This is a genomic window from Metabacillus sp. YM-086, from assembly GCF_048059995.1.
Classification (GTDB): domain Bacteria; phylum Bacillota; class Bacilli; order Bacillales; family Bacillaceae; genus Metabacillus; species Metabacillus litoralis_B.
Genome location: NZ_JBLUOI010000048.1, coordinates 1 through 26773, shown reverse-complemented (window position 1 = coordinate 26773; position 26773 = coordinate 1). Strand labels below are relative to the sequence as shown.

The 26773-nt window shown below is 35.0% G+C and carries 27 protein-coding genes; 7 read left to right on the top strand and 20 right to left on the bottom strand.

Features of this window, described 5'->3' with window-relative positions:
- Window positions 1–75 precede the first annotated feature (75 nt).
- The 4 genes from ACEWK1_RS18540 to ACEWK1_RS18525 form a co-directional block, all read right to left on the bottom strand.
- Window positions 76–2754, bottom strand: a complete 2679-nt coding sequence (locus tag ACEWK1_RS18540) for a DNA translocase FtsK (RefSeq protein WP_212136960.1) — start codon at window positions 2752–2754, stop codon at window positions 76–78.
- 426 nt (window positions 2755–3180) lie between these two features.
- Window positions 3181–3984: a DUF1444 domain-containing protein gene (locus ACEWK1_RS18535; RefSeq protein ID WP_232273848.1), complete on the bottom strand. Its 804-nt coding sequence runs from the start codon at window positions 3982–3984 to the stop codon at window positions 3181–3183.
- Window positions 3985–4036: 52 nt separating this feature from the next.
- On the bottom strand, window positions 4037–4354 hold the full coding sequence (locus ACEWK1_RS18530) for a thioredoxin family protein (protein WP_212136962.1): 318 nt from the start codon (window positions 4352–4354) through the stop codon (window positions 4037–4039).
- Between the two features lie 189 nt (window positions 4355–4543).
- Window positions 4544–5041 carry a hypothetical protein gene (locus tag ACEWK1_RS18525; RefSeq protein WP_212136964.1) on the bottom strand — a complete coding sequence of 166 codons (498 nt, stop codon included), beginning with the start codon at window positions 5039–5041 and terminating at the stop codon, window positions 4544–4546.
- A gap of 191 nt (window positions 5042–5232) precedes the next feature.
- On the opposite strand from ACEWK1_RS18525, the gene ACEWK1_RS18520 reads away from it, so the two are divergent.
- Window positions 5233–5676 carry a YtoQ family protein gene (locus tag ACEWK1_RS18520; RefSeq protein ID WP_121663084.1) on the top strand — a complete coding sequence of 148 codons (444 nt, stop codon included), beginning with the start codon at window positions 5233–5235 and terminating at the stop codon, window positions 5674–5676.
- 38 nt (window positions 5677–5714) lie between these two features.
- On the opposite strand, the gene ACEWK1_RS18515 is transcribed toward ACEWK1_RS18520, so the two are convergent.
- A complete protein-coding gene (locus ACEWK1_RS18515) occupies window positions 5715–6578 on the bottom strand; it encodes a R2-like ligand-binding oxidase (protein ID WP_121663085.1) in 864 nt (287 codons plus the stop codon).
- Between the two features lie 36 nt (window positions 6579–6614).
- The gene (locus ACEWK1_RS18510; RefSeq protein WP_121663086.1) at window positions 6615–6851 is read right to left on the bottom strand and encodes a hypothetical protein; all 237 of its coding nucleotides are present in this window, start codon (window positions 6849–6851) and stop codon (window positions 6615–6617) included.
- Window positions 6852–7073: 222 nt separating this feature from the next.
- Here ACEWK1_RS18510 and ACEWK1_RS18505 point away from each other — a divergent pair, with 222 nt between their 5' ends.
- Window positions 7074–7733, top strand: a complete 660-nt coding sequence (locus ACEWK1_RS18505) for a hypothetical protein (protein ID WP_212136966.1) — start codon at window positions 7074–7076, stop codon at window positions 7731–7733.
- Window positions 7726–8784, top strand: a complete 1059-nt coding sequence (locus ACEWK1_RS18500; protein ID WP_121663088.1) for an alpha/beta fold hydrolase — start codon at window positions 7726–7728, stop codon at window positions 8782–8784. The genes ACEWK1_RS18505 and ACEWK1_RS18500 overlap by 8 nt, the downstream gene beginning before the upstream one ends.
- A 46-nt stretch (window positions 8785–8830) precedes the next feature.
- On the opposite strand, the gene ACEWK1_RS18495 is transcribed toward ACEWK1_RS18500, so the two are convergent.
- A complete protein-coding gene (locus tag ACEWK1_RS18495; protein ID WP_212136968.1) occupies window positions 8831–9355 on the bottom strand; it encodes a DUF84 family protein in 525 nt (174 codons plus the stop codon).
- A 22-nt stretch (window positions 9356–9377) separates the two neighbouring features.
- Window positions 9378–10451 carry a M42 family metallopeptidase gene (locus ACEWK1_RS18490; RefSeq protein ID WP_212136970.1) on the bottom strand — a complete coding sequence of 358 codons (1074 nt, stop codon included), beginning with the start codon at window positions 10449–10451 and terminating at the stop codon, window positions 9378–9380.
- Window positions 10452–10704: 253 nt separating this feature from the next.
- Here ACEWK1_RS18490 and ACEWK1_RS18485 point away from each other — a divergent pair, with 253 nt between their 5' ends.
- Window positions 10705–11016 carry a PepSY domain-containing protein gene (locus ACEWK1_RS18485; RefSeq protein ID WP_212136972.1) on the top strand — a complete coding sequence of 104 codons (312 nt, stop codon included), beginning with the start codon at window positions 10705–10707 and terminating at the stop codon, window positions 11014–11016.
- Between the two features lie 52 nt (window positions 11017–11068).
- Here ACEWK1_RS18485 and ACEWK1_RS18480 read toward each other — a convergent pair whose 3' ends face one another.
- Window positions 11069–11914 carry a YtnP family quorum-quenching lactonase gene (locus tag ACEWK1_RS18480; protein ID WP_212136974.1) on the bottom strand — a complete coding sequence of 282 codons (846 nt, stop codon included), beginning with the start codon at window positions 11912–11914 and terminating at the stop codon, window positions 11069–11071.
- 128 nt (window positions 11915–12042) lie between these two features.
- The gene (trmB, locus tag ACEWK1_RS18475) at window positions 12043–12687 is read right to left on the bottom strand and encodes a tRNA (guanosine(46)-N7)-methyltransferase TrmB (protein ID WP_212136976.1); all 645 of its coding nucleotides are present in this window, start codon (window positions 12685–12687) and stop codon (window positions 12043–12045) included.
- Between the two features lie 240 nt (window positions 12688–12927).
- Here trmB and ACEWK1_RS18470 point away from each other — a divergent pair, with 240 nt between their 5' ends.
- Window positions 12928–13215 (top strand): YtzH-like family protein, encoded by a 288-nt coding sequence (locus ACEWK1_RS18470; RefSeq protein WP_396653860.1) that lies wholly within the window; start codon window positions 12928–12930, stop codon window positions 13213–13215.
- Here ACEWK1_RS18470 and ACEWK1_RS18465 read toward each other — a convergent pair.
- The 7 genes from ACEWK1_RS18465 to thpR form a co-directional block, all read right to left on the bottom strand.
- Window positions 13212–14012 carry a phosphotransferase family protein gene (locus ACEWK1_RS18465; RefSeq protein WP_247345159.1) on the bottom strand — a complete coding sequence of 267 codons (801 nt, stop codon included), beginning with the start codon at window positions 14010–14012 and terminating at the stop codon, window positions 13212–13214. The genes ACEWK1_RS18470 and ACEWK1_RS18465 overlap by 4 nt on opposite strands.
- A 192-nt stretch (window positions 14013–14204) precedes the next feature.
- Complete coding sequence (pulA, locus tag ACEWK1_RS18460; protein ID WP_212136982.1) at window positions 14205–16331, bottom strand: type I pullulanase; 2127 nt, start codon at window positions 16329–16331, stop codon at window positions 14205–14207.
- Window positions 16332–16418: 87 nt separating this feature from the next.
- Window positions 16419–17312, bottom strand: coding sequence for a diacylglycerol/lipid kinase family protein (locus ACEWK1_RS18455; RefSeq protein ID WP_212136984.1), 894 nt, complete (start codon window positions 17310–17312; stop codon window positions 16419–16421).
- Window positions 17313–17558: 246 nt separating this feature from the next.
- Window positions 17559–18518, bottom strand: coding sequence for a nuclease-related domain-containing protein (locus ACEWK1_RS18450; protein WP_121663095.1), 960 nt, complete (start codon window positions 18516–18518; stop codon window positions 17559–17561).
- 115 nt (window positions 18519–18633) lie between these two features.
- Window positions 18634–19320, bottom strand: coding sequence for an LrgB family protein (locus ACEWK1_RS18445; RefSeq protein WP_212136987.1), 687 nt, complete (start codon window positions 19318–19320; stop codon window positions 18634–18636).
- On the bottom strand, window positions 19317–19703 hold the full coding sequence (locus ACEWK1_RS18440; protein WP_121663097.1) for a CidA/LrgA family protein: 387 nt from the start codon (window positions 19701–19703) through the stop codon (window positions 19317–19319). Before ACEWK1_RS18440 ends, ACEWK1_RS18445 begins: the two co-directional genes overlap by 4 nt.
- Window positions 19700–20281: an RNA 2',3'-cyclic phosphodiesterase gene (gene thpR, locus ACEWK1_RS18435; RefSeq protein ID WP_212136989.1), complete on the bottom strand. Its 582-nt coding sequence runs from the start codon at window positions 20279–20281 to the stop codon at window positions 19700–19702. Before thpR ends, ACEWK1_RS18440 begins: the two co-directional genes overlap by 4 nt.
- Window positions 20282–20569: 288 nt before the next feature.
- Here thpR and cysK point away from each other — a divergent pair, with 288 nt between their 5' ends.
- Window positions 20570–21499 carry a cysteine synthase A gene (gene cysK / locus ACEWK1_RS18430; RefSeq protein WP_121663099.1) on the top strand — a complete coding sequence of 310 codons (930 nt, stop codon included), beginning with the start codon at window positions 20570–20572 and terminating at the stop codon, window positions 21497–21499.
- A gap of 80 nt (window positions 21500–21579) precedes the next feature.
- Here cysK and pepV read toward each other — a convergent pair whose 3' ends face one another.
- Window positions 21580–22974, bottom strand: a complete 1395-nt coding sequence (gene pepV, locus ACEWK1_RS18425; RefSeq protein WP_251396157.1) for a dipeptidase PepV — start codon at window positions 22972–22974, stop codon at window positions 21580–21582.
- Window positions 22975–23207: 233 nt separating this feature from the next.
- On the opposite strand from pepV, the gene ACEWK1_RS18420 reads away from it, so the two are divergent.
- On the top strand, window positions 23208–24512 hold the full coding sequence (locus tag ACEWK1_RS18420) for an NCS2 family permease (RefSeq protein WP_212136991.1): 1305 nt from the start codon (window positions 23208–23210) through the stop codon (window positions 24510–24512).
- Window positions 24513–24568: 56 nt separating this feature from the next.
- Here the strand turns inward: ACEWK1_RS18420 and map are convergent, their stop codons facing one another.
- Together map and ACEWK1_RS18410 are read right to left on the bottom strand one after the other, a co-directional pair.
- Window positions 24569–25315, bottom strand: coding sequence for a type I methionyl aminopeptidase (gene map / locus ACEWK1_RS18415; RefSeq protein WP_251396156.1), 747 nt, complete (start codon window positions 25313–25315; stop codon window positions 24569–24571).
- Between the two features lie 142 nt (window positions 25316–25457).
- Complete coding sequence (locus ACEWK1_RS18410) at window positions 25458–26615, bottom strand: ABC transporter permease (RefSeq protein WP_251396155.1); 1158 nt, start codon at window positions 26613–26615, stop codon at window positions 25458–25460.
- Window positions 26616–26773: the final 158 nt, after the last annotated feature.

The window sequence follows — 26773 nt, the reverse complement described above, 5'->3', positions numbered from 1 at the left end:
TTTTTAAACGTATAATAGCATATCTTGAATGATATTTTAAAGGTAACCAGTTAAGACTGGTTACCTTTACTTTTCCTATAACACATTACTTTCATGAATCGAATCAAGCTCTTCTTCCGAAATTAAGACATCTCTAGGTTTGCTGCCACGATTTTCAGAAATAATTCCTTGGTCTTCCATCATATCAATTAGGCGTGCTGCTCGATTATATCCAATTCTAAATCTTCTTTGTAAGCTTGATGTTGAAGCTCCCCCTTGATTAACGACAAATTCACATGCTTCTACAAATAATTCATCTTCCTCAGATTGAATGGTTGCTTTTTTCACCAATTCCTCTTGATGAAACAAATATTCCGGTTTTGATTGAAGCTTCACATGCTTTACGACTTTTTCAATTTCCTCATCTGATACAAAAGTACCTTGAAGACGAACTGCTTTTGATGACCCATTTTCCAAAAAGAGCATATCACCCTTACCAAGAAGTTTTTCTGCACCGCTCACGTCAATAATCGTTCGTGAATCAACTTGAGATGAAACAGAAAAGGCTATCCTAGTTGGAATATTAGCTTTGATTAAACCAGTGATTACATCAACAGAGGGACGTTGGGTCGCAACGATTAAGTGAATTCCACATGCCCTAGCTTTTTGTGCAATACGACAAATGGCTTCTTCTACATCATTAGGAGCAACCATCATTAAGTCAGCAAGCTCATCAATAACAATGACAAGATACGGGAGATGTTCTCCTTGATTATGTTCCTTAACTAGCTGATTATATCTCGTAATCTCTCTTGTGCCGGAGTGAGCAAATAATTCATAACGTCTTTCCATCTCCTCAACAGCCCATTTCAATGCAGCTGTTGCAGCCTTCACATCCGTTATAACTGGACTTACAAGGTGTGGAATATCATTATAAGGTGCCAATTCAACCATTTTTGGATCAATTAACATTAATTTCACTTCATGTGGTGAGGCTTTATATAATAAACTCACCAAAATTGTGTTTATACAAACACTTTTACCTGATCCTGTTGCTCCAGCTATAAGACCATGAGGCATTTTCTTCAAATCAGTAACTGCTGGTTGACCGGCAATATCTAAACCTAGTACTGCGGTCATAGGGGAAGGATTATTACGAAATTCTGAACTTCTTAAAATCTCGCGTAAATAAACCATTTTACCTACCTTATTCGGTACCTCAATTCCAATCGTATTCTTTCCTGGAATCGGAGCCTCAATCCTAATATCCTTAGCAGCCAAACTCAATTTAATATCGTCACTTAAGTTTGTAATTTTGTTAACTTTCACTCCCGGTTCGGGATGAACTTCAAATCTTGTTACAGAAGGCCCTTGGGTCACATTCACTACACTTGCCCTTACATTAAAATTCTTTAATGTAAGATTTAGAAGGTCTTTTTGTGACTCAAGCCATGTATGGTCCTCTGTTAATTCTTTTTCTGGTATATTTAAAAATCCAAGCGATGGAAATTGATAACTCCCTACATGTGTTTGTGTTTGTGTTTGTGTTTGTGCCCGAACTCGTACTTGTGTTTGTTCTTGTGTTTGTTCTTGTGTTTGTTCTTGTGTTTGTTCTTGTATTTGCGCTTGTTCTTGTGGCTGTTCTGTTTTTTCACGAATTTTTTGCTTATCTCTTCCTAGCATCATGACATTAAATGGTAAAGGTTTTCGCTTATTGCTTTCTTGTTTAGGTGGTTCTGGTTCGTGTAAGATTGGTTCTTCTTGTTCTCTTATTGATTCTTCAAATGATTCTTGAAATGACTCATTTTCAAATTCAGAAACCTTTGTTTCCTCAAATAATGTCTCGCTTTGATCTTCATTTAGATACAATTCAGTTTGTTCTTCTTCCTCATATTGATCATTGTATGATGGTTTCATTTCAATGCTTTCTTGTTCAATTTGTTCATTTTCTACAGCTATATCTAATGCAACAGGTTGTTGTTTCTTATTAAACTCAGTTTTAACAATAGAAAGAGCTTCATCTACAAGATCATCATCTATCTCATCATGAGTCACCATATCAGCATTTCTTTCATATACGTTTTCTTCCATCTCATGATCATCAAGAGAATATGTAACTGTAGTCTCCTCTTCTTGTGGAAATTCAGAGCGGTCATATTGTTCAATAGCTGTTTGCTGCCCATTTTCTTCATATATTTCTAAAGTAGCAGCAGTTTCACCCATTTTATGATTAGACTGTAAAGGAGCCTCAGTTTCCATCTTGTAAGTAACAGGTTCCTCCATGTAACTGCTATCCGCTATACTTTGTGGTTGTTTCTGTATCGAATGCTGTGTTTCTCTACTTTGCATCCTCTCTTCTTTTGATTGAAAACCAAAAATCGGAGATGGGATGGAAGTAGGGTGGAATGGTTGTTTCTTTTTTATTGGTTTTTCTTCTACTTTTTCTTCGGTGTATCTTTTCTTCACAGATTTACGATTCGGCAAGACAGGTCTTACTTCGCTCATTGTTTGAGATTTTTCACTTGAACGCCTTGGCCGCATGTCTCTTGATGTTTGTTTTTCATCAGGTATTATTGGAAAACGGAAATTCCCTTTAGGATATTGATAAGAAACTCTGGCTTCTGCCTTATGATGATTTTGTGTTTCATTTTCAAACTTTGAAGCACTCCCTATGTTTCTTTGAGCTTCTTGTTCATGTTCTCTCGTCTCACTGTTTTCACTTACTTTTTCGTCATCTCCTAAAAAATAAGAAAATAGTTTTTTCATCCAACTCATTTTTAATCACTCTTTCAATATATTCAGCAAAAATAATCACTTACATTTACTTCCACCCTAATTCGGTGAGAGACTATGAATATTTGTATTTACAAATCTAATAAGCTTGCTTGTAAAAATATATATTCTATTGTATCAATAAATGTCTCTTTTTGTAGATAAAAGTGTAGTCTCTTTTGAAAAGTTATTCGTTTATATTGGACGGTGATTTTCATTAGGCATCTACTTCCAATGCAAACACAAAAGAAAAGAGGTAGACCGAATATAAATAACTTATATCACGGCTGCCTCTTTTCTTTGACTATATAGCTAATAAATATGTTCGAAATAAATCTTTTCTTTAAAGGGGTAAAAAAAGGAAATAATTTTTGGGGGTTAAAAACTTAAAGCAACCGTAAAACTACTGATTGCTTTAAGAATGCTCCCTTATTTATGAGGTTTATTTTTACCTAGTATAAAAATAGGTTCAAGCTCATTGTTTTCATATAAAAAGGATAGGGCAGTAATAGGAACTGTGCCACTTGCAAAAAAGCTCATCGTTAATTGTGCTAAAATATCATAGCCGGTATCGTTACGAACATCTACTATAATTAGCACATCTTGATGTGGAACAGCTACAGCCATTTTCCCTTCTATTTTCTCTGCAAAGGATTGTAATAAACTTTCATTCAGTATTCTACTTGCATCATAACCATCATTTGCATTTAGAAAATAAAAAACATTTCCAGCAACTAAATCTTCTTTTACACTAGTCTTTAAAGACCTTAAGTTAAAAGCAGCTACTTCTTTAATCTGATCTTTCGTCCAATTTTCTCGTTTCATCATCTTTTCATCTATTAAGCGATATGTACTTCCAAGATCTAGCGCATAATAAATACGTGTTTCAGCTGTATGTTCACTATAACATAAAGCAATACCTTCATTGCTCTCTGTTGGAAAAGATGTGGATCGAATGACTGGAAATATATTCCTTTCCTTTCCAGATAAATCTTGCTGTTCGTTCATCACTGTTAATGCTTCCTTTACATAATAAACAACCTCATCTACCGCTTTCTGCTTTGAGGTTTCATATTTTGCAATTATACCTGGAAGAGATAAGGTTACACCTTTTTTACTAAAAGAATCCTCCACTCTTAACGTATCTTTCTCACGGTCAAAATCAAACTGCCATTGTGGATTTGAAAGTTTTTCCTTGAGGGTTTCAACTAATTTTCTTGATGTCATTTTCATCTCATTTCCTCCTTCCCTTATAAGAAATTCCACCATATAAAACAGTTAAATGTTAAACAGTTATTGTATTGATAAATTCCTGAATTTGTTCTTTAGATTTTCTGTCTTTATTTACATAGCGGCCAACTTCTTTTCCTTTATGAAAGGCAACAAAGCTCGGAATACCAAATATATCCAGTTCACCACAAAGGTCAATAAATTGATCTCGGTCTACATAATAAAATGTAAATGTACTGTTTTCTTCTTCTAGCTCTGGAAGAACTGGCTCAATCACACGGCAGTCAGGACACCAGTCTGCTGAGAACATGAAAATGACCTTTTCATTTTCTATAATTTGTTTATATTCATCTACTGATGTTAATTTTTTCATCGTAATATCCTCCTAATAATGGTTTGTTATCACAAGTTGTTCATCTTAGCTTAGTCGGTGTTTTTAGAACTTTCCCTCACAACTTTAATAGAAAAAGCATGTTATCTGAAACAAAAATGCGTAGTTCTAGTGTATATGATTGTTGTTTATGTTTCCACTTTCCCATCTTGCATGTAATTGAAAACCTATTTATTGAACAGAATTAGCAATCATCATCATAGCTTCAGCGTCCTCTGCTACATCATTCCCCTTTGCTTCAGTTGTTACTTTTGTACCTCCTACGCCAACGGTTACTTCATATTTATTTTCTTCAATTTTAACGACAAATAAGTAACCAAAACGATCATTTTGCTCAAACGTTTTTGATAGAAATGGCTCCTGATACTGCTCAGTTAGAGTTACATAGGAAACTTTACTATTTTTTGGCTCATTCAAATTAACAAAAAGGATATAACTTTTATTACCGTCTTCAAGTAATACATTATAATCATTTTTTTCTTTTATCTTAAAATCATTAGGTAAGTAAAATGAAAATTGATCTGCTTTTTCATTAACTTCCAACTCCTCATTATCAAAAGCCTGTTTTGTGTGATCAATAGATTCATTCCTAAGACTCTCTTCAGATTGGGTACAACCAGAAAGTAGGACTAAAATTATGACCAGCATGATAAAGCTATGTTTTCTCATATAAATCCCCCTTTTTATGAATCCTACAGAATTAGCAGCTATTTATTTAGACCTATAAAATTACTTTTACTTAGAGTCTCTTACATCATAACCTCTTCTTTTTTACATTAGCAAGACAAAGTGATAAGCTGAGATCTTTGGTTTTGGATAAAATATGGTAAAATGGATAAAAATCTATTTGGAGGGATATGATGGAATTTATTGTTTACTTGGCAGGAGAAATACATACAGATTGGCGCGAGCAATTAAAAAAGGAAACAGCGAAACGTAATTTACCTTTTAAATTTGTAGGACCAATGGAACGACATGATTTATCCGATGATATTGGTGAAAAGATTATTGGTGAACAACCTGGACCTGTTTACAAAGATGAAGCTGCATCAAGTATTAATAATTTGCGAACATCTTTGTTAATGAATAAAGCGGACCTTGTTATTGCACTATTTGGAGAAAAATACAAGCAGTGGAATACTGCTATGGACGCAAGTACAGCTATTACACTACACAAACCTCTTATTTTAATAAGACCTGAACAGCTTCATCATCCATTAAAAGAGTTGTCTAATAAAGCAAATGTAACTGTTGAAAACATTCAGCAAGCACTTGACGTCCTATCATATGTAGTTGAAGCATGAGTTAAAAGACTAGGGTACGGTACCCCTAGTCTTTTCATTTAGGTTTCATCCGTATCTATTTGTTGATTTTTTGCTCTTGAAAGAATTTCCACTCTAGCTTTAAGTTGTTTTTTGGTAAAGTCCATAAGCTCTGAGTTACTTTTTTCATAATGTTCACCTTCACCTAATATCATTCCTTCAGCATTTAGAGCTAAAGAAAGTGGTGCTAATTGTTCAAGCTTTTTTAATACTCTGTCTAGTAAATGAGGATGTTCGCTTATTAACCTTTGTAATAAAAACGTTCCATACGCAATATGCCTTGATTCATCTATTTTTAAATGCTCAATTCCTTTTAATAATCCGGGCATTATCCGCATTTTATTCAGACCATCTGCAAACACCTTATATCCCGTTTCTGCTAGGACTCCTTCAGAAAACATATTATACACAGTGGCTGCATCAGCTAAACTCTCAGGTGACCTGTCTTTCCAGAGCTTCTCCATAGTTTCTGGAAGTATTTCATAAAAAAACTTACGATAGGTTTTTGAATGTAAGTGTGTTAAATCCCTATTTTCCCCAAGCTCATCCAAAACCTTCCGGAAGAATTCTGTATGTTTCGCTTCATCAAAAAGGAATGTTGTTAAAAACATTTCTTCCTCTAATCTACCTTCCTCAGCAACTACCTTTAAAAGTGGTAATAAATCATGTGTAACAGCTTCTTCTCCACCTTGAAACTGTGCAAGAAGTCTTACAATCCATTCCCGATGCTTTTCACCTAGATTCTTCCAATCCTCTTTATCCTGTGAAAAGTCAATTTCATTAGGATTCCAAGTCCCATATTTTTTTGCCTTTTGATACAGCTGGTAGGGAAAGGAATCTGTCATTAGTCCCTTTGAGCTCGTCGTAATAAGCTTTTTTCTCAATTTGATCTCCCCCCTTTAAAAACATCATAAAATATCCTAGAAAATAATAGGAAATTTATCTTTTTCATATATAGCATCAAATATTTTATATAAACCCATAAATTCTTCAAAGGTAATTCCATCTTTTAGTTCAAAGTGTGTTAAAAAAGCATCTAATGTTTCAACATCCATATCATAAAATTGGCTTGATAAGATTAATTGATCGTAAATATTTCTAACTTTACTATATTGATTATTTTCGTCCAATAAACTCTTAAATTGGTTTTCTTCCATCTTAAAATCCCTCCCTAATTAGAATGAACAAACATAGTTTATTCACACTAATACAGAGTTGTAACGGTTATTACACTAGTTGCTAGAAAGTTGGACTAGATTATTATCTATTATAAAAACAGGCAAAGGCTCGTTCATTAATTTTTGCACAAATAATAGAATGCGCTTCTATACTATAGTAATAAATTTTTTGATTTCCACATAGATAGGAGGAGCTATAACATGAGTAAGAACGAAACACCTGAATTATTTCCTTTGCTAAAACAACTCGGTTTTACTCTGGAAAATAAACTCAATAAATATATTCAAGATAAATTAGATCATAAAGAAGTAGCAGTTGCAGCCAATTCAGCCGGTAAAGTTTTAGCACATTTAATGGAAGCTGTTCATGAATATGTAGAGCAATTATCCACACAATTAAACTTTCCTACTAAGAAAGATGTAGGTCGTTTAGGTAAGCTAATTGTTCAGTCAGAAGATAAACTCGATGATTTGGAAGATGAAGTACACGAGGTGTTAGATATGTTAAAAGATATTAAAAAGATGCTTATGAAAAATCTAACAGAAAATCGCTTTGAAGGATTAGATGAAAAGCTTAGAAATGAACTAGCAGATTTAATAAAAAATCCTACTAGCCATATTAAAGAAGAAATCGTTAAACCGTTAGAGGAACTAGAAGATAAACTTAAGAAACGTGTGATTAAATGCAGGAAAGAACTATTAAAGAAGAAAAAAATGTGTTTATCCTCTTCCCATTCACTGAAAGATGAACTTCATAAAGAATTAATGAAACCACCTGGTCAAGTTGATTTTCAAGAAGTAAATACGAAATTATTACAGCTTCTTAAAGAAAAAAGAAAGAGAAAGAGAAAAAATGGATAAAAAACAACCATCCACTCCTACTTATGATCTTGATCAGGAAATAAAAAGATGGAAAAACTTCTTTGGGGTATGGAGTAGTCCTGAGCCTAAAGTTGGGGCTACACCTAGAAAAGCTGTTTGGAAAAAGAATAAAGCAACATTGTGGTACTATGCGCCTGCTGAAAAAAAATATAAGGTACCTTTATTTCTAGTTTATTCTTTAGTTAATCAGCCCTTTATTTTAGACATGGCACCTGGTAACAGTGCCATTGAAAACTTCACACGAAACGGCTTTGAAGTGTATTTATTAGATTTTGGTATACCAGGATATGAAGACAAAGACATTACGGCAAGTGACTATGTTGTTGATTATATTCAAAAAGGTGTTCGACGAGCATTAAGACATTCAGGTGCTGAAGAAGTTACAATCATTGGCTATTGCTTAGGTGGTACTCTTGCAACCATGTATGCCACAATTGCCGAAGAACCAGTTCGCAACTTGATTTTAAATGTATCGCCAATCGATTTTGAAACAGTCCCTTTTTTTGAGGAACTAGCTAATGCAAGTAAAGAAGGTAAACTTGATGTGAGTGAGCTGCTTGATACAATCGGTCTCATTTCCGGAAATTCAATGAAAGCAGCAATGAGGATGGTGACAAACCCCATCTATTTTAGTCCTTACTTATCATTACTGAATAAAGCATATGATGATGAATATGTAAAAAAGTGGAAGCGGCTAAAAAAATGGACAGATGGACATATCCCATTTACAGGTGCTGCTATGAGGGAGTTAATGCAGGAATTAGGAAAAGAAAACAAATTAATTAATGGCGGATTAATGATTCATGGTAAAGAGGCAAACTTAGCAAATATTACTTCTAATCTTCTTGTTATTTCAACTGATTTTGACAGACTTGTATTAAAGGAGCAAAATATTCGCGTCATTGACTTTGTTTCAAGTAAAGATAAAACCTTTAAATTAGAAAACGGAGGCCATACAACTCGGGCAAATGATAAAGAATTACCCCCTTTCTTAGCCAACTGGCTTCCTCAACGTTCTGACCCTATTTAAACTTGAAACCCTTCAGTAAATAGGTAACTGAAGGGTTTTCGATTTCTTATTTATGTTTCTGTTGATATAAATATTGACCGATAAGAAGACTTGAAAGTTCTTGAAACATTTTTGTGCGATCAACAAGTCCATTTGTAAAGATTCCAATTGCCCCTTCATTTTGGCGGACGTTGTTTTTCTTTACATAATCGTCCATTACATCACCTAATTCACGTCCACTAAAAACAAGATCACCTATTTCATCAGGAATCATAATTCTAGCCCCACCTGCAATAATTGGTTGTGACTGGTGTGCAACAAGTGCTCCCCAATTACATAAAAAGTAACCAAAGTCTGTTTTTACCAGGCCACCTTCTAAACCTACCCCAAGATCTAAATGTGAACCTTCAGCCTCGAGAGCATTTTTTGCTCGGTTCATAGCACCTGTTAACGTTTCGTGATCAGTTATAGGCTGTGCAGAAACATTTGATGAAACATTTATTGCTATAAATTCCGCATTTACATGTTTAGCAAAGGCTTCTTTTACTGCATTTACTTTTGTAGGATTTTTTGTTCCAATTGCTATTCTCACGGTATGCCTCTCCCTTATTCTTTTAGGAATTCTCTTTTATGGTTTTAACCGTTGTTGCATCACATTGTTTAACTAACCGTGTGAGAAGCTCTTTTGCTGCTGCATAATCATCAACATGAAGAATAGATCCAGAAGTATGGATATAGCGGGAGCTTACTCCAATTACGGTTGACGGAACACCTTGATTTGATACATGTACTCGACCTGCATCTGTTCCTCCCTGGGAAACAAAATATTGGTAAGGGATCTTATTTGTTTCTGCTGTGTCGAGAACAAACTCCCTCATTCCACGATGTGTAACCATCGATCTGTCATAAATTCGCAAAACTGCTCCCTTCCCAATATGACCAAACTCTTTTTTATCTCCACTCATATCATTTGCCGGACCAGCATCTAATGCGAAAAACAAATCTGGTTTAATCATATTTGCGGCTGTTTGCGCACCTCTTAATCCAACCTCTTCCTGTACTGTGGCACCTGAATATAATGTATTTGGCAGCTTATCATCTTTTAACTCTTTTAATAATTCAATTGCAAGTCCACATCCATAACGATTATCCCAAGCTTTGGCTAAAATTTTCTTAGGGTTTGCCATAGGTGTAAATGGACAAATAGGGACAATTTGTTGTCCAGGTTTGATTCCAATTTCCTTTGCATCATCACGATTATCTGCCCCAATGTCAATAAGCATGTTCTTCATGTCCATTGGTTTTGCGCGCTGACTTTCACTCAACAAATGAGGTGGTATTGAGCCTATAACGCCAATAACAGGTCCATTGTCTGTAATAATCTGTACTCTTTGCGCAAGAAGCACCTGACTCCACCATCCACCTAATGGCTGAAAACGTAGCATTCCATTATCTGTTATAGCAGTAACCATAAATCCTACTTCATCCATGTGCCCAGCTACCATAATCGTTGGATCGTTTTCCGCGCCTTTTCGGACCCCAAAGATTCCACCTAATTTATCCTGAACAATTTCATCTGATATTGGCTCTAATTGACTTTTCATAAATGCACGTACTTGATGCTCGTTCCCTGGTGCACCCGGCAGCTCTGTTAATGTTTTAAACAACTCTAATGTTTCTTGATTCATGTTTTCCCTCTTTTCATCTTTTTCAAGTTTTTTTATGTACTCTAGACCGTTTTTATATAACACAGTTCTTTCATTAGCCCTTGATTATTATGTAGTGACTTCTTTGATCAATAGCCCGTCATACCTAAAACATACTATTACCTCATCTAATCGTTCTTAACATGCCTTAAAGGTTTCTGTATACTAATGATAGAGTTGAAACTTTAGATACCCAAACACAGTGTGAAAGACATATAAAAAAGGGGTGTGAAACATGAAAAGCAAATATTTTTTACTTGGCTTAGGCTTAGGTATTGCTGGGACGTATTTAGTAAAAGACCAATTAAAATCAAGCAAAATTTCATCTGAAAAAGCACTTGAAATCGTGAAAAAAGCCTTTAAGGAAAAAGGACCCATCGATGGGTCTTGGATTTATACAGTTCCTGAAAACTTCTCAACTGACCATTTGTCTTATGAAGTTTATAAAGCAGGTGTGTCTCGAACTGTACAGGATCAATTAGAGCAGTATGAGGCCTTTGTTGACACAAACAGTGGAACAATTGTTCATGTTGACAAAATTAACTAAGCAGTATCGCTTAAAGTCGGGCATTTCATTTGAAATGCCCTTATCCTCTTAACTATGTCCTAACTCGATCTAGTTTGCCGATTATTTCACCTTGTTCATTCCACTTTATGCTCCGGTAGAATGCATCATGATAAAAGGTAAACCATGCATTGTTGTTTCCCGCAAAATTCAACCATGTTTGCTTCATTTCTATTGAAGTCATTGGGTAGTCATCGTACGCAAGAACCCAAAGAGGGTTTTTATGAGCATGTGTTGGCATTAAGTCAGCCATATGGACGATTGTTTCTCCACCGTCTTGAATGACAATAATACTATGACCATCACTATGTCCACCAGTGTGGTACATAGTAATTCCTTCTTCAATTAATAAAGATGATTGAAACGTTTCAACCTGCTCTTGAATGGGCTCCCAATTTTCTTGCCAATAAGTATTTTTTGATCGTATATTTGGATTTCTCATTTCTTCCCACTCAGTTGAGGAAGTAATAATCTTCGCTTTAGGAAATACGGATGTTAATTGCCCATTCTCCCATTTCGTGAGACCGCAAGCATGATCAAAATGCATATGAGTCATTAACACATAGTCTATATCATTTGTTGTTAGGCCCAATTGTTCTAGGGTATCTTCAACAGAAGACTCCTCCTGAATTCCATAATTCCGAAGCTGCTTTTCACTAAACTTTCCTGCACCTATTCCTGATTCAATTAAAATATGTAACCCATTTTTTTGAATCAAGATTGGATCTGTTCGAAGTTCGATTTGATTTTTTTCATTAACAGGATATTTCTTAGACCATAACGGCTTTGGGACCACCCCAAACATTGCCCCACCATCAAGAAATGTAACTCCACCCTTTAACCATGTCATCTTCGTTTGACCAATTTGAAATGTTTCCATTAACATCCCTCCCCATCTATTATTTTACCATAGAGATAATCGTTAGGAAAAAGATGTGAGATCCTATAATGATCAGCATAAAACACAAAAAAGGAAATGGCATTTTCACCATTTCCTCAAATAAGAACTTATTCATTCATATACTTAGCTTCTACACGATAAATACGTTGACCTTTTTCAGAAAATTTTTCTTCATATTCAGTCATAACATTTCCTTCAAAATCACTTTTATGAAGATCAAGGCTAATATATTTTAATCGAAGTCCATATTCCGAAAAACTAATAAGAGAATATTCAAATAATCCCTGGTTGTCTGTTTTGAAATGGATTTCTCCACCTTTTACAAGTACATTCTCATACATTTGTAAAAAACTCTTATAAGTAAGACGTCGCTTCGCATGACGTGTTTTTGGCCATGGATCAGAAAAATTCAAGTAGACACGATCAATTTCTCCTTGATCAAAATACTCTGTTAAATTTTTCGCATTCACGTTAAGCAACTTAAAATTAGAAAGTTGCTTATCAACTGCTTTTTGAATAGCAGCCACAATAACACTATCAAATAGCTCTATGCCAATATAATTAATGTTAGGGTTTTGTTGAGACATTCCTGCTAGAAATTGCCCTTTCCCTGTCCCTACTTCTATATGAATTGGGTTTTGATTACCGAACACTTCATGCCATTTCCCTTTATAATTTTCAGGGTTTGAAATAGCATAGTCAGAATGCTCAGCGATAAATTCACCAGCCCAAGGTTTATTACGTAAACGCATGAAGACACCTCTATCGTTATTATATCGTTCTAAAACATAACATGAAAAAAGCTTGTTCGCAAGGCTTATCTAAATACACCTATTCAGGAATTGTATTACTTACATATCTTTCATTGCAATAAAAAGACTGACCTTTATCCAGTCAGTACCTTAGTGAAAATTGATCTTCTTATAATAAGATTTACTTGTATATTTTTACTTAATAAACACAAATTAAAGGTATATGGCTTATTAAAAGGAGTGTTTATTTTGCCAATTCAATACCAGGATCAGGTAAACTTACTAAAAGATATTTTATCAGATCATCAAAGTGAATGCTGTGGAACTGTAGCAGAGTGTGAACAGCTGGAAAGAGTCATTAAATCTCTAATGGTTCATTCAAATACGAATCAACAATCAATGGAACTGCTTGAAGATATATATAACTATAGCCAGACGGGCAAATATTCAGCATCATTAGATCAACATATAGAATCACACCAAAATCAATTATCACAATGGATTAATGAAATTGATACCTATTCTTAACGGTTTTTTATTTTATCAAGTATGATTCTGATATGCTCAACCCAGTTTTGCTTTTCTTTTTCATTTTCTTTTGCATGGTACCATAAAAAAGAGGTTAGTGCTTGTAAGAGCACATACCAATAAATTCTAGTTGTTAGATGCTCGTCCAGCTCCAAACCGTATGATAAAAGCCATTCTGTCCAATCAGCTTCATCGATATACCAGTAAAGTAAAATGCCTATATCAATAGCAGGATCAGCAATCATAGCTCCATCCCAATCAACTAAATATAATTGATTATCCTCAGATAGAAGCCAGTTATTATGGTTCACATCACAATGGCAGACAACTTGGTCATTACATTGAACATTTGGCAATTGTTTGACTAAGAGCTCTATAGCTTCAGTAATTTCAGGAATATCGAATCCTTCAAAAGCAACTGCTTGCCAAATATCTTCAATTATGGAGTTTGGAGTGAGCGGTTGCTTTCCTAATCTTCTCAGCATATCTAAAAGCTCTTTTGAACGATGAATTTTATGCAACAATTCAGCTACATTTTGCCCATTCATTTCCTTTGGCTTTAGCTCGCGGCCAATTAGGCGGTGTTGTGCTGTAATCACATCACCATTTTCCATCCGCTTTGTCCACACTAACTTTGGAACGATGCCTTCTGCAGAGAGTACGGCTAAAAATGGAGAACTGTTTCGCTTTAAAAAAAGCTCCTGCCCTTCTTTTGTTGCAAAATAAGCATCTCCTGTTGCTCCTCCAGCAGGTGTAATTTTCCACTCGCTACCTAATACTTGTTCCAACCAGTTCACCTTCAATTTCAACCCAACATTTCGTATAAAAATTTATGAAAAAGTTATTTTCCTTTAGGTTCTTACAATAGTAAAAAAATAATCGCTCATATAAAAAGGATAGCTATTAGTGATTATAGACTCTTTGCACTATAGCCATCCTATTAAATTTTAGCCTCTTAGACTAAGACTAGTCAAGCAAAACTAAAAATCCTAGTTTTTACAAAAAACATACGTTCCGATTTCTCTTATCTCTATTTTATGATCTACCTCAATAGGTCGATCGAGTAGGATCGTAGAAGGACTAATAATCTGTTTCCATCCCTTATTTCCAGGAAGAATAAATTGATACGATGTTTGACATTGAGGATGATGAATGACAACTAGTCTTTCCCACGGTCCATAGGCTCCTACATTCTTCATTTCATAAGAAAGAAGATGAGGATAATTATTAAAATGCACATGTTTGTTTATCAATTCTTGAGATGATAATCGAAAACCCCCATGGAGTTTTCTAAGCTTTATCAACCCTTTCATATACTCAACATTTTCTTTTTGTTGTGATCTTTCATTCCAATTTAGATGGTTGATTTCATCAGGGGAGTTATAACTATTTTCCACACCGTTTTTTGTTCGGAAAAATTCTTGGCCGCCATGCAGAAAGGGGATGCCTTGAGATAATAGAACAATGCTTGTTGCTAACCGATGTCTTGCCTTTCTTAATTCTTCGCTTTCAGAATCTGCAAAAGATAAAAAGCGATCCCACATCGTATGATTATCATGTGACTCAACATAATTAATTGATTGGTGAGGTTCATGAAACATAGAAGGTGATCCAGTTATAAGTGCTTTCATCTGCTCGAGAGTATCAAGGTTTTCATATACAAACCCGCGATCTTGAACACTGAATGTACTCCCTTTAATCACATCCCTAAACTGGTCATTAAAAAAGCTAATCGTTGGCAGCTTATGAGCATTCGGAATGATTGCTTTTTCTTCATAAGGTAATGGAGTAAGCAAATCCCATCCTTCTCCTAATAAAATAGCATCTTCCTTTATCTCTAGAACTTCTTTCTGAACCTCATTCATAGTCTTAACATCAAGAATGCCCATTAAATCAAAACGGAAGCCATCTATATCAAACTCATTCATCCAATACTTTACACAATCTACAATAAACTTTTTGACCATCATTCGTTCCGAGGCAAGATCATTTCCTACACCTGTTCCATTAGAAGGCATTCCATTTTCATCATGCCTGAAATAGTAACCTGGTAATAACTTTTCAAATGAAGAATTTTCTTTGGAATAAACATGATTAAAAACTACATCAACAATAACTCTTAAATTCTGTTTATGGAGAGATTGAATAAGTGTTTTGAGTTCTATTATTCGCTTATACGGGTTTTCAGGCGCTAGAGAATAACTCCCTTCTGGTGCGAAGTAATGCAGGGGGTTATAGCCCCAGTTATATGCTTCGAAGGGTTTTTGTTCATCAACTTCCTCAAAATCATTTACAGGCAACAATTCAATGTGTGTGACACCTAACTCTTTCAAATAGGAAATACCTGTAGAATCGCCTAAACTATTTTTGGTATTTAGCTCCGTCCACGCTTCATATCGCCCTTTATTTTTCATCCCGCTATTTTCATGAATAGAAAAATCTCGAACATGAACCTCATAGATGATGGTATCCGTTTTCTGTTTAAGAGCAGATGGAATCATTATTGGTACATTTGTTAAGCTTTGATCAATAATAACACCGTATTCCCCATTAATTGAGACCGCTCTTGCGTATGGATCAACAGCTTCATTCCACACAAGATTTATGCAAGCTAGAAACGTATAATAATATCCTTCATAATCACCATCAAGTGTAATCGACCATGTACCTTTTTCACATCTGATCATATGGAAAGTATCAACTTGCGTTCCATCGCTTCGATAAATTCGAAGTTTTACAATGGTTGCTGTAGGAGCCCAGACTTTCCACTCTGTTTTTTCCTTAGTATAATTTGCTCCTAAATCATTGCCATCATAATAAAATTTCTTATCGAATTCATCCGACCGAATGACAGCTCCTATTTGTAAATCTGTTTCTAAACCATCTTCATCATTAATGATGTAGGTTTTCCCAAATGATAGTGGGTTCGATAAACTACAGACATATTTTATTTGTTTTCCAATATCAATTTTTTCTACTATTAATAGAGCCTCTTGATTTTGATCATTCTTTATAAAAAAAGCTTTATTTTCACTATCAAATTCCTTAGGCATAATAACTGCTATTTCATTCATTTTATCTAAAAAGGCTTGGAATTGCCTATTAATACTCAGCATGATGAGCACCCCCATATGAGAGTTTTTGTTGTGAATTTGGACCAATTTCTAACAATGATAGAATTTCCGATGTTAAAACCATAACATCTATAGGATAAATGCCTTATGTGATTCACTAATCTTGATAATCACTGGGCTTTCTCCTATTACATCTCCATCAGCATGAACAAGTCGAGTGGAATCAGTCTTCACTGTGATCTCTTTGCAGGATATTTCCTCAATAAACTCATTTTTTGTTTTGTTTCTTTCCTTAGTCAATAATAATAAAGGTAGTAATTTAAGCCGCTTAGCTTCTTTTATGATTAAAACATGTAAATTTCCATCTCTATTAGAACGATTAGAAACGATTATGAACCATACTGAATCAAACTCTAAGGGTTGCTCTTGATCTGTCTCAAGAGATATTGAAAAGAATTCATAATTCCATAATACCTTTAATAGCCCGACAATAAACCTGACATGCCCTAAAATGGGCAAACCTGACTTTGCCTTTCCCTCCTTTTTTTCTTGACTCAGTATACTGGCGTCCAGCCCTATACCCACACGATTGAAAAAATAATTCTTCCCACTCTTCCCTTCAACACGATATTCCCCTAAATAATATCCATTTAAAGGTGCATTCCAGCGTTGAAATAAATGTTTTATAGCTTTTTTTGGGTCAGAAGATAAAGAGAAATTGGTCAGTGATTTATTTCTACTTCCTGAATAAATAAAGCCCATCTGTATTTTATCAAATGAACTTAAACCGTTTACAATTTCATTAATTGTGCCTTCTCCACCTATTCCAATAACAGTTTTTAGACGGTAATCTTGGATTGTGGCGATTTGTCTGGCAAGAGCCTCCGCATGTCCAGGATATTCTGTATAGAAAGAACGAAAAGACACTTTTCTTTTATCAAGTTCTTTCTTAACTTTTTTCCATATTTTACTTCCTCTACCATAACCAGATTCCTGGTGAATAATCAAAAATAATACACTCATATTGAAGCTCCATCTTGTTCATAGTTTATGTATTTGTAATATTTGTGTTCATGTCCCATTTATTAGCTTTTCATTTTAAATCATTGCTTTTTTGGAAATAAAATAAAGGACAAAATGACATCTTGTCCTTTATTTGATAAACATTTAAAATTGAGGTTTTAGTTTTTATGCATAGACCGTTTCATTACGCTCCACTAAGATTATCAATTATCTAAAGCTCAAATTTAACAAAAAAACTTTAAACTTTTATGTCGTTTCATTCCATTCACTTCGATTAAAAGAGTTTGTTAAGCAGTGCGATAAGAGAACTTGGGCAGCTTTTAACTGGGTGTGTTTCAAAGGCGCTGATGAGGTTCTTAGTCTTTGAAACCATTCTTCATAATTTCTCTTATCTAAAATCGTTATATCATGTGGAGCAAAGGGATAGTCAACATAACCGTTTCGACTTATAATTAATTTTTTTACTGAAATATCAATATCTTGTGAATGAATTAATTTTTGTACAACCGTACCCGTACGATTTAAACTAAGTACAGGATTTAATAATTTGCGTTCTGCGTCCCCTCTTCGGGCTGTCCAAAATTTCTCCTTTGAACCAATAAAAACAGTTTCAGGTAATTGTTCTACAATTGTTAAACAATAAATTTCAGTCGTCCCAATTAAGATAATATCCAATTCTACCGGTGCATTTTTCAGTTTGAAAACAGGACGATAAAGTAATAAATAATGATCGGGAAGACGTTTCACAAAATAAGGCAATAATTGATCTCGATAAATAGCATGATCAACAGAGGATTTCTCACGGATTGTTGAACTTGCCCATCGAATTTGAAAACGAAAAATATAATCTAAAAATAAATGCTTTAAGTCATCAAGTGTCTTTGGAATTGTCGTAAATTGAAACTGTAATTCATCATCATCTAAAGCCGAATCATTTACTAGAGGTTTAATCATTTGTTGCTCTTGTTCTACCTTTGAAAATCTTTTTTTAAATTTCTTAATTAAAGTAGATTTCTCTTCTTCCTCTTCATCTTGGTTATCAGGCGTTTCACTTACCTTCATAACAGTATGGAACATGTTATTCTCCCAGGCCTGAAATACCTTTTCCCATTGCTGTCTCTTTAAACGTATGAATTGACTTGGGTAACGATAAGCATCTAATTCATAGCGGGATATATAATCAAAAAGCTTAATGATTTGCGCCAAACGCTGAACAACTCCTATTTTGCTGTTTTTAAAACTTAGCTACTTCAAAGGCAGTTTCCCACTAATCGTAAACTAATGGTGTCCTAGTGTTATAGCCTCTTTAATTAAATTCTCTTTATAAAAATAAGGATAAAAGGATTGGACAAAGAATGCTAGTAAATATTGCACTTAGTGTCATGGAAATTGAGCTTATGGCTCCTTCAACCGTTCCCATCTCTAATGCTCTTGCCGTTCCAATCCCATGTGAAGCAGTCCCTAAGCCAATTCCCCTTGAAATTGGTTGTTTAATTTTAAACAAATTCATCAAGTAAGGTCCAAACATTGCTCCTGAAATTCCAGCAATCATGACATAAACAGCTGCAAGAGTCGGTGTTCCTCCTACCATTTCACTTATGTCCATAGCTATTGGAGTCGTGACAGATTTAGGTGCTAACGAACGTAATAGTTTTTCGTCTACATTAGTTAATAGACTCATGATAATCCCACTACACACGCCAATTAGCGAACCAATGAAAACACTAGTAAAAATACTTACTATGTTACGCTTTAAAGTTTCCCGATGATCAAAAAGTGGAATTGCAAAAGCAACAACTGCAGGACCTAAAAGATGCTCAATCCATTGACCACCTATCATATATGAACTATAAGATATTTTAGCTAAAAGAAGGATAATGACAATGAACAGGCTAGACGTAAAAATTGGAACTAATATCGGATGTGGAAATTTCGTGTAAAGTTTCCTCATAAAACTAAAAATAAGTAAAGTTATCAAAATAAAAAATAACCCTATTAAAATTGTCATAAAGATAGCCCCTTATCTTTATGAACTTTCTTCCCTTTTGCCAAAAGAACATCACTTATATATGCTGAAGCCACCATAACGATCATCGTACTACAAAATGCAATGAATAAGGTAATAATCCCAAATCCTTTAAATAAATTCAGATAATCAATAATCCCTACAGTTGCAGGAATAAATAATATCGGCAAATTTTTCAAAAGAAACGATCCCCCAGAAGAAAACCAATCTCTTTTAATCCATTTAAAATGAAGAGCGACAAATAATAAAACCATTCCAATCAAGCTTCCTGGAATGGGAAGTTTAATAAGTGCCCGAATTCCTTCACCTATACTATAAATTCCATATAAACAAGTAATTTGTAGAATCAGCTTAACATATTTCATTCTGTTTCATTCTCCAAAGTTTTCAAAGGAAATGTTTCAACCACCTCATACTTTGGAATTTTATTCAGATTTGTTTGATACAGATGAATCTTCTTTACATGAAAATGAGATGAACTTCCTTCAAAAGCATGATCTAGTTGTGGCCATTTTCTAAAAGGCTCTTCTGACTTCCATTTTCTCGCTAACGTAATGTGAGGACGAAAAGGCTTTTTATCAAGCTGAAACCCCACTTCTTGACATCTGTCAAACACTTGTTTTTGTAAATGCTGTAGATTCATTGATTCTTTTACACCAGCCCAAAAAATTCTTGGAGCATCCTGCTTACCAAAAACGTCAATTCCTTTTAACATCAAATCAAAATGTGGAACAAACTGAACAACCTGTTGAATTTTCTCGACTAATAACTCTAATTTCTCAACTTCCCCTACATCACCTAAAAATGCTAATGTAATATGATAATCATTTGGATGGACCCATGATTGAAAGGGCAATTTATTTTTATAGGTTGTAATCCAATTTTGAATAAGCTGTTGATGATGTTCTTCAATAGGTACGGCAATAAAATAATGTTTTTTCATAGCAGCCCCCAATGTTATTTAAGATAAGTTTATTTTATCCCACATATCCAAGCTTTAAAAGGTCGTTTCATATACAATGCGTTCAGCAGTTGCTATACTGTTAACTGTCTATATTATAAAATAAGTGATTTATTAGAAAAACTTGCTTATCGCCAAGTCCTAATGGCGAAAGCCCTAGTTTTTCTTATACTATCCTCCATAAAATTTATATCCTTTCTGATAGTGTAAAAAATACTACGGCTCAAGGTTCTCTAACAGCCTTATATAAATGAAAAAGGAAGTGGCAACATGAAAATTGCAAATAACGTATCAGAGCTTATCGGAGATACACCTCTAGTTAGGTTAAATCGTTTAAACCCAGAAAATGGTGCATCAATATATTTAAAGCTTGAATTCTTTAACCCGAGTGGAAGCGTGAAAGACCGAGCAGCTTTCAACATGATCGTTGAGGCAGAAAAACAAGGCTTATTAAAGCCAAATTCAACTATTATTGAGCCAACTAGTGGGAATACCGGGATTGGAATTGCAATGAACGCGGCAGCAAGAGGCTATAAAGCAATCCTCGTTATGCCTGATACTATGACAAAAGAACGAATTAACTTGCTTAAAGCTTACGGAGCAGAAGTGGTTCTAACTCCAGGACATGAAAGAATGCCAGGATCAATAAAAAAAGCTGAGGAGCTAGCTAAACAAATTCCTGATTCATTTATTCCAATGCAATTCGATAATCATGCAAACCCTGATGCTCATAGACATACAACTGCAAGGGAGATTATAGAGGCCCTTGATGAAATCGGCAAACCACTCTCAGCATTTGTTGCGACAGCTGGAACTGGCGGTACCATTACAGGTACAGGTGAAGCCTTGAAAGAACATTATAAAAATGTAACAGTCCATGTTGTTGAGCCTGCCGGTTCTCCTGTCCTTTCAGGTGGTAAACCTGGAAACCATAAGCTAGTTGGGACAAGCCCCGGATTTATTCCACCGATTTTAAATCAAGATGTATATGATGAAATTTTTAAAATTGAAGATGAACAAGCATATGACATTACAAGAAGATTAGCACGTGAGGAAGGACTGTTAGTTGGGCCTTCTTCCGGAGCTGCATGCTATGCAGCAATTGAAGTTGCAAAACGACTAACACCTGATGATGTTGTGGTGTGTATCACTTGTGATACAGGGGAAAGATACTTATCAAGTGATGTTTTCTCATTTTAAAAGTGAGAAGATGCTTCCCCTCCCGTGCTGCTGTCGAGAAGCCTCGACAGCTTTTTTTATTTTTCCTCACAGGGCAAACCTTATTTTGCTAATTCATATATTGCTTGTGCATAAATGGCTGTTGCTTTCAATAAATCCTCAATGTCAATATATTCATCCTTTTGGTGAGCAACATCTGGTCTACCTGGAAATAAAGGTCCAAAAGCAACACCAGCTTCTAACGATCTTGCATATGTTCCTCCACCAATCGCTATAAGCTCAGCATTTTCTCCGGTTTGTTCTTCATACACTTTTTTCAAAGTTTGAATAAGGGGATGATTTTCCTCCACATAGTGTGGTTTCGAGTCATCAAATGATACTAATGAAAAGCCTTCTACATTGTTTATTTCTTTTTTTATTGTTTCAGCATTTCCTGAAACAGGATAACGTATATTTACTCCAATTTTGCCAAGCTGGTCCTTAGTGTATTTCATCACACCTAGATTAACTGTTAGTTCCCCGCTAACTTCATCAGAAAACGCTATGTTGAGCTTACGACCGCGCGTGTCATCTAAGAAATAATGAACAATCGCTTGTATATAATTTTCGCCTTTTTGATCAAGATTCAGATTATGTAGAAATTCAGCTAACAAAATGCCCGCATTCGTACCGTTGTTAGGCTCCATTGCATGTGCTGAGACACCTTCAACAGTTAAACTTATCATTTGCTCTTCAATCATAGCCTGTCCGCTTATATTTTTGTCGCTAATAAATGATTTAAATTGTTGTATCATTTCATTGTTATTTTGAGATGATAACACAGCTTTAGCAAAGTCTGGAACCATATTATATCTTCTTCCAGACTCAAAGGAATGGAGAACAACATCTGATGTTAAATCAGTGAAAGATCCATTTTGCTCGATCGTTAAATCAATAATTCCTTTTTCAGCAAAAATGATCGGAAAATCCGCATCAGGGGCAAAACCTAACTCTGGCATCTTCTCATGCTTAAAGTAATGATCAACACAGCGCCATTCACTCTCCTCATCTGTACCGATAATCATGCGAACATTTTTACTTAACGGTAATTGCAAATCTTTCACAATTTTCATTGCATAAAATGCTGCAATTGTTGGCCCCTTATCATCTATCGCACCTCTTGCAAAAATTTTCCCGTCACGAATCTCTGCACCATAAGGATCACTTGTCCAGCCATCACCTTCTGGAACAACATCAACATGACATAATATTCCTACAACCTCTTCACCATTTCCTTTTAATTCAATATGACCTGCATAGCCATCTACATTTTTAGTAGTAAAGCCAGCTTCTTCACCTAAATGTATGAGATGAGAAAATGCCTTATGGATTCCTTCTCCGAACGGAGCATCACTTGTTTTTGAGTCCTCATTCAATACACTTTTAATTTGTAGAAATTCCTGTGTATCTTTTATAAGACTCTCTCTTCTTTTCTCAACTTCTTCGTTCCAATTCATATATGATCCTCCTGCCATATTATTCATTATTCTATTATCATACTAACACGTGCCTTCATGAAAAAGTATGTTGAGTGTTAAAAAGCAAATCTATTTGTTAGTTTTGATCTTTTTGTCACAAAATATAAATGGATTGTTAGGGACAATGTGAAGAAAACTATTGCAATAAAGATTAAAAACGAATATTATTATAAATGTTTTGAAAAAACGTTCGTAAAAAATCGGAGGTACATATGTTTAAGCTATCAGAAAACAGAACAAATGCCCGAACCGAAATTTTAGCTGGAATCACAACGTTTTTAACTATGGTTTATATCGTTGTCGTGAATCCAATTATTTTGGCAGATGCAGGAGTTCCATTCGACCAAGTCTTTACAGCAACAATCATTGCGACAATAATAGGGACACTTTGGATGGCCCTATCAGCAAACTATCCAATTGCGATTGCACCGGGGATGGGATTAAATGCATACTTTGCCTATTCCGTTGTTGGAGCAAATGAAAATATTTCATATACAACAGCCTTCTCTGCTGTTTTTATTGCCGGAATACTATTTGTCATCCTTTCGCTAACTCCGTTTCGAAAGAAATTAATTGAAGCAATACCGAGCAATTTAAAGCATGGAATCACAGCTGGTATTGGCCTTTTCATTGCTTTTATTGGTCTTCGATTAACAGGAATTGTCACAGCAGATCCAAACAATCTAGTGGCATTAGGTGATCTTCATTCTCCATCTGTTGTGTTAGCATTAATTGGTTTAGCTATAACATTAATATTAATGAGCCTAAATGTGCATGGCGCGTTATTCGTTGGTATGGTTATAACCGGGATTATCGCCTTTTTCACAGGGCAATTATCATTTGATCAAGGAGTTATGTCATTCCCAAGCTTGCCTGAAGGATTGATTATTACAAATCCATTTTCAGCTTTAACTGATGTAATATCACATGGCTTATATGCCGTTGTGTTTTCTTTCTTGCTTGTAACCATCTTTGATACAACAGGAACAATGATTGGAGTGGCTCAACAGGCAGGGCTTATGAAGGGCAATGAATTACCAAGAGCTCGTACAGCGTTGCTAGCAGATTCAGCTGCCACAACAATTGGTGCAATGTTTGGAACAAGTCCAACTAGTGCATACATTGAATCTTCTGCCGGTGTTGCAGCAGGTGGAAGAACAGGCTTAACAACGTTAACCGTTTCAGCCCTATTCGGTCTAACATTATTTTTCAGTCCTTTAATTGGAGCAGTTTCTGGTATCTCCGCAATTACTGCACCAGCATTAATTATTGTCGGAAGCTTAATGATGGGGGCTATTGCAGAAATCAATTGGAAAGAGCTTGACGAAGCGTTCCCTGCCTTTTTAGTTGTTTTAAGCATGCCCCTAACATCAAGCATTGCTACTGGAATTGCACTTGGCTTCATTTCATATCCTTTAATGAAAATTGCAAAAGGAAAGTGGAAAGAAGTTCACATCTTTGTTTATATTTTTGCCGTTCTCTTTTTCATTCAACTAGCCTTTATTGGTGGACACTAAAAAAAAGCGAAATGAATCATTAGATTCATTTCGCTTTTTTTATAAAGAAACATGTCTTATTGTTTCGTTAAAATAAGTGGACCATCTTTTGTTATTGCAATTGTGTGTTCATATTGTGCTGATAAACTTCCGTCTACTGTTCTTGCTGTCCAATGGTTATCGTCCATTTTCGACTCCCACGCTCCAATATTCACCATCGGTTCAATTGTGATAACCATGCCTTCCTTTAAGCGCTGACCCTTATTGGGCTCACCATAATGAAGAACTGTTGGTGGTTCATGAATGGTTCTTCCAATTCCATGACCTGTAAAATCTCTAACAACTGAATACCCTACGTCCTCAACATATGATTGAATAGCGTGACCAATATCTCCTAGTCTGTTTCCAACAACAGATTGTTCAATTGCCTTATTTAAAGCTTCCTCCGTAACCTGTAATAGCTTAGCCGCTTGAGGTGAAACATCTCCTACAGCATACGACCAGGCTGAGTCAGCAAGTGCACCATTTAAATTTACAACCATATCAATTGTGACGATATCACCATTTTGTAATGGGGTGTTTCTCGGGAAACCATGGCAGATTTCATCATTTATTGATGCACATGTTGCAAATTCATAGCCTTTATACCCTTTTTGTTCTGGTGTTGCACCATGCTTTTTTAGATACTGTTCTACAAATGCATCAATTTCAAGTGTTGTAACACCAGGCTTGATTCTTTTAGCAATTTCTTTATGACAATTTGCCAGCAGTTGACCTGCTTTATGCATGAGTTCAATTTCTCGTTTACTTTTTAAAATAATCACCTTAATACCTCCGATTAGTCCGTTGCCTACGTATGTACAATATGTAATAGCTATTGGTATGCTGCTTGCTTTCAAAAAATGTAAGCTTTTCTATATATAGCCTAGCATAATTTAAAGCAAAGTTCTAAATAATTGAGCTCTACTATAATAAAATAGCAATCACTGTTGATAAGCTAGCTATTAAGATTACGAGGCAAACACCTGGGTAAACAAATCGGTTTTCACATTTTTTCTGGGCAATAAACATATACTCCTTTTCTCCATAGTCAGCTGACAGATATGGGTTCTGTTTTACTATTTCTTTAAACATCAGTACAATCCATTCTCTAAAGAAAAAGTAAAAGACGATTGTTACTAACCATTTTATCCATATAGGTGTAGTGAATATGATAGCTGATGTAATAGATATAACCTGAAAATATTGTAGTAGATTCCCTTTATCACGAAGAAATGATTTCATAAACAGTTCTGTTACCCCATTTTCAGGTGATCTTTTCTGAAAAATTCTTGCGGAATTCCTCCATAATATCCGAGACCTTTTCTTTTGCTTTTTTACCTGTGGCATTGTGACTTCTGGATTCACAGTAAACATAAACTTTATATATTTCACTTTATTTCTTTGTTCTTTTTCAACATCATCATAGAATGTTTTTATTTGAGATTGATATCCCTTCACTTGCCATAATGATAAGCAGAAAAAAATGAGAGCAATCCCTATAATTAACGGATGAATAGGCTTAAAGATAATAGCAAAACACAAAATCAAAATGAAACAAGTAACAACTAATTCAATGATCAGCTTCTTCCAAAATCCAAACTTGTAAACAACTTGTTTGTAAGTTGTAAGTAATAAATTTAAACTAAAAAAGAATAGAGAAGTAACAAGTAACTGATAAAAAGTTAGATCATCGTAATGGTTTAATAACGGATATAACCAAACAAAAAGTAGTAACCACTTAAGAAGTAGTAGGATCCAAGAGTAAATGACCCCGATATACCTTATTTCCGTCATAATCTTTGAAAATTGTAATAGTGTAAGTTGATCAGCTTCTTCCATAAACGTTCGAATGGTACCTTGCCAACACAACAAAAAACAACTAAGAAAAAGAGCTTCATACGGCACTCCCTCAAGCCAATCAGGCAACGAGTTCCACCAGGAGTAATAGGTTATGCCTAAAAAAGCCAAGAATGGGATAAGAAGATAAACAATGATCGTCCAATCAAAAACCGTACGAATAATGTTAAATTGATAAAGCCAATCTTGTTTCAAGCGTCTCCACCAAATTTTTCTTCCTCTCATTTTTCTTTACCTGCCTTCCTCAACTTTATTGAAGCAATCAAGTAAAGAAGCACCAGGTAGGCCTGTACTTGCCTGAATTTCCTCAATTGTTCCTTGAGCAACCATTGTTCCCCCTGATACGAGTAAAAACCGATCACATATTTTTTCAGCCGTGTCCA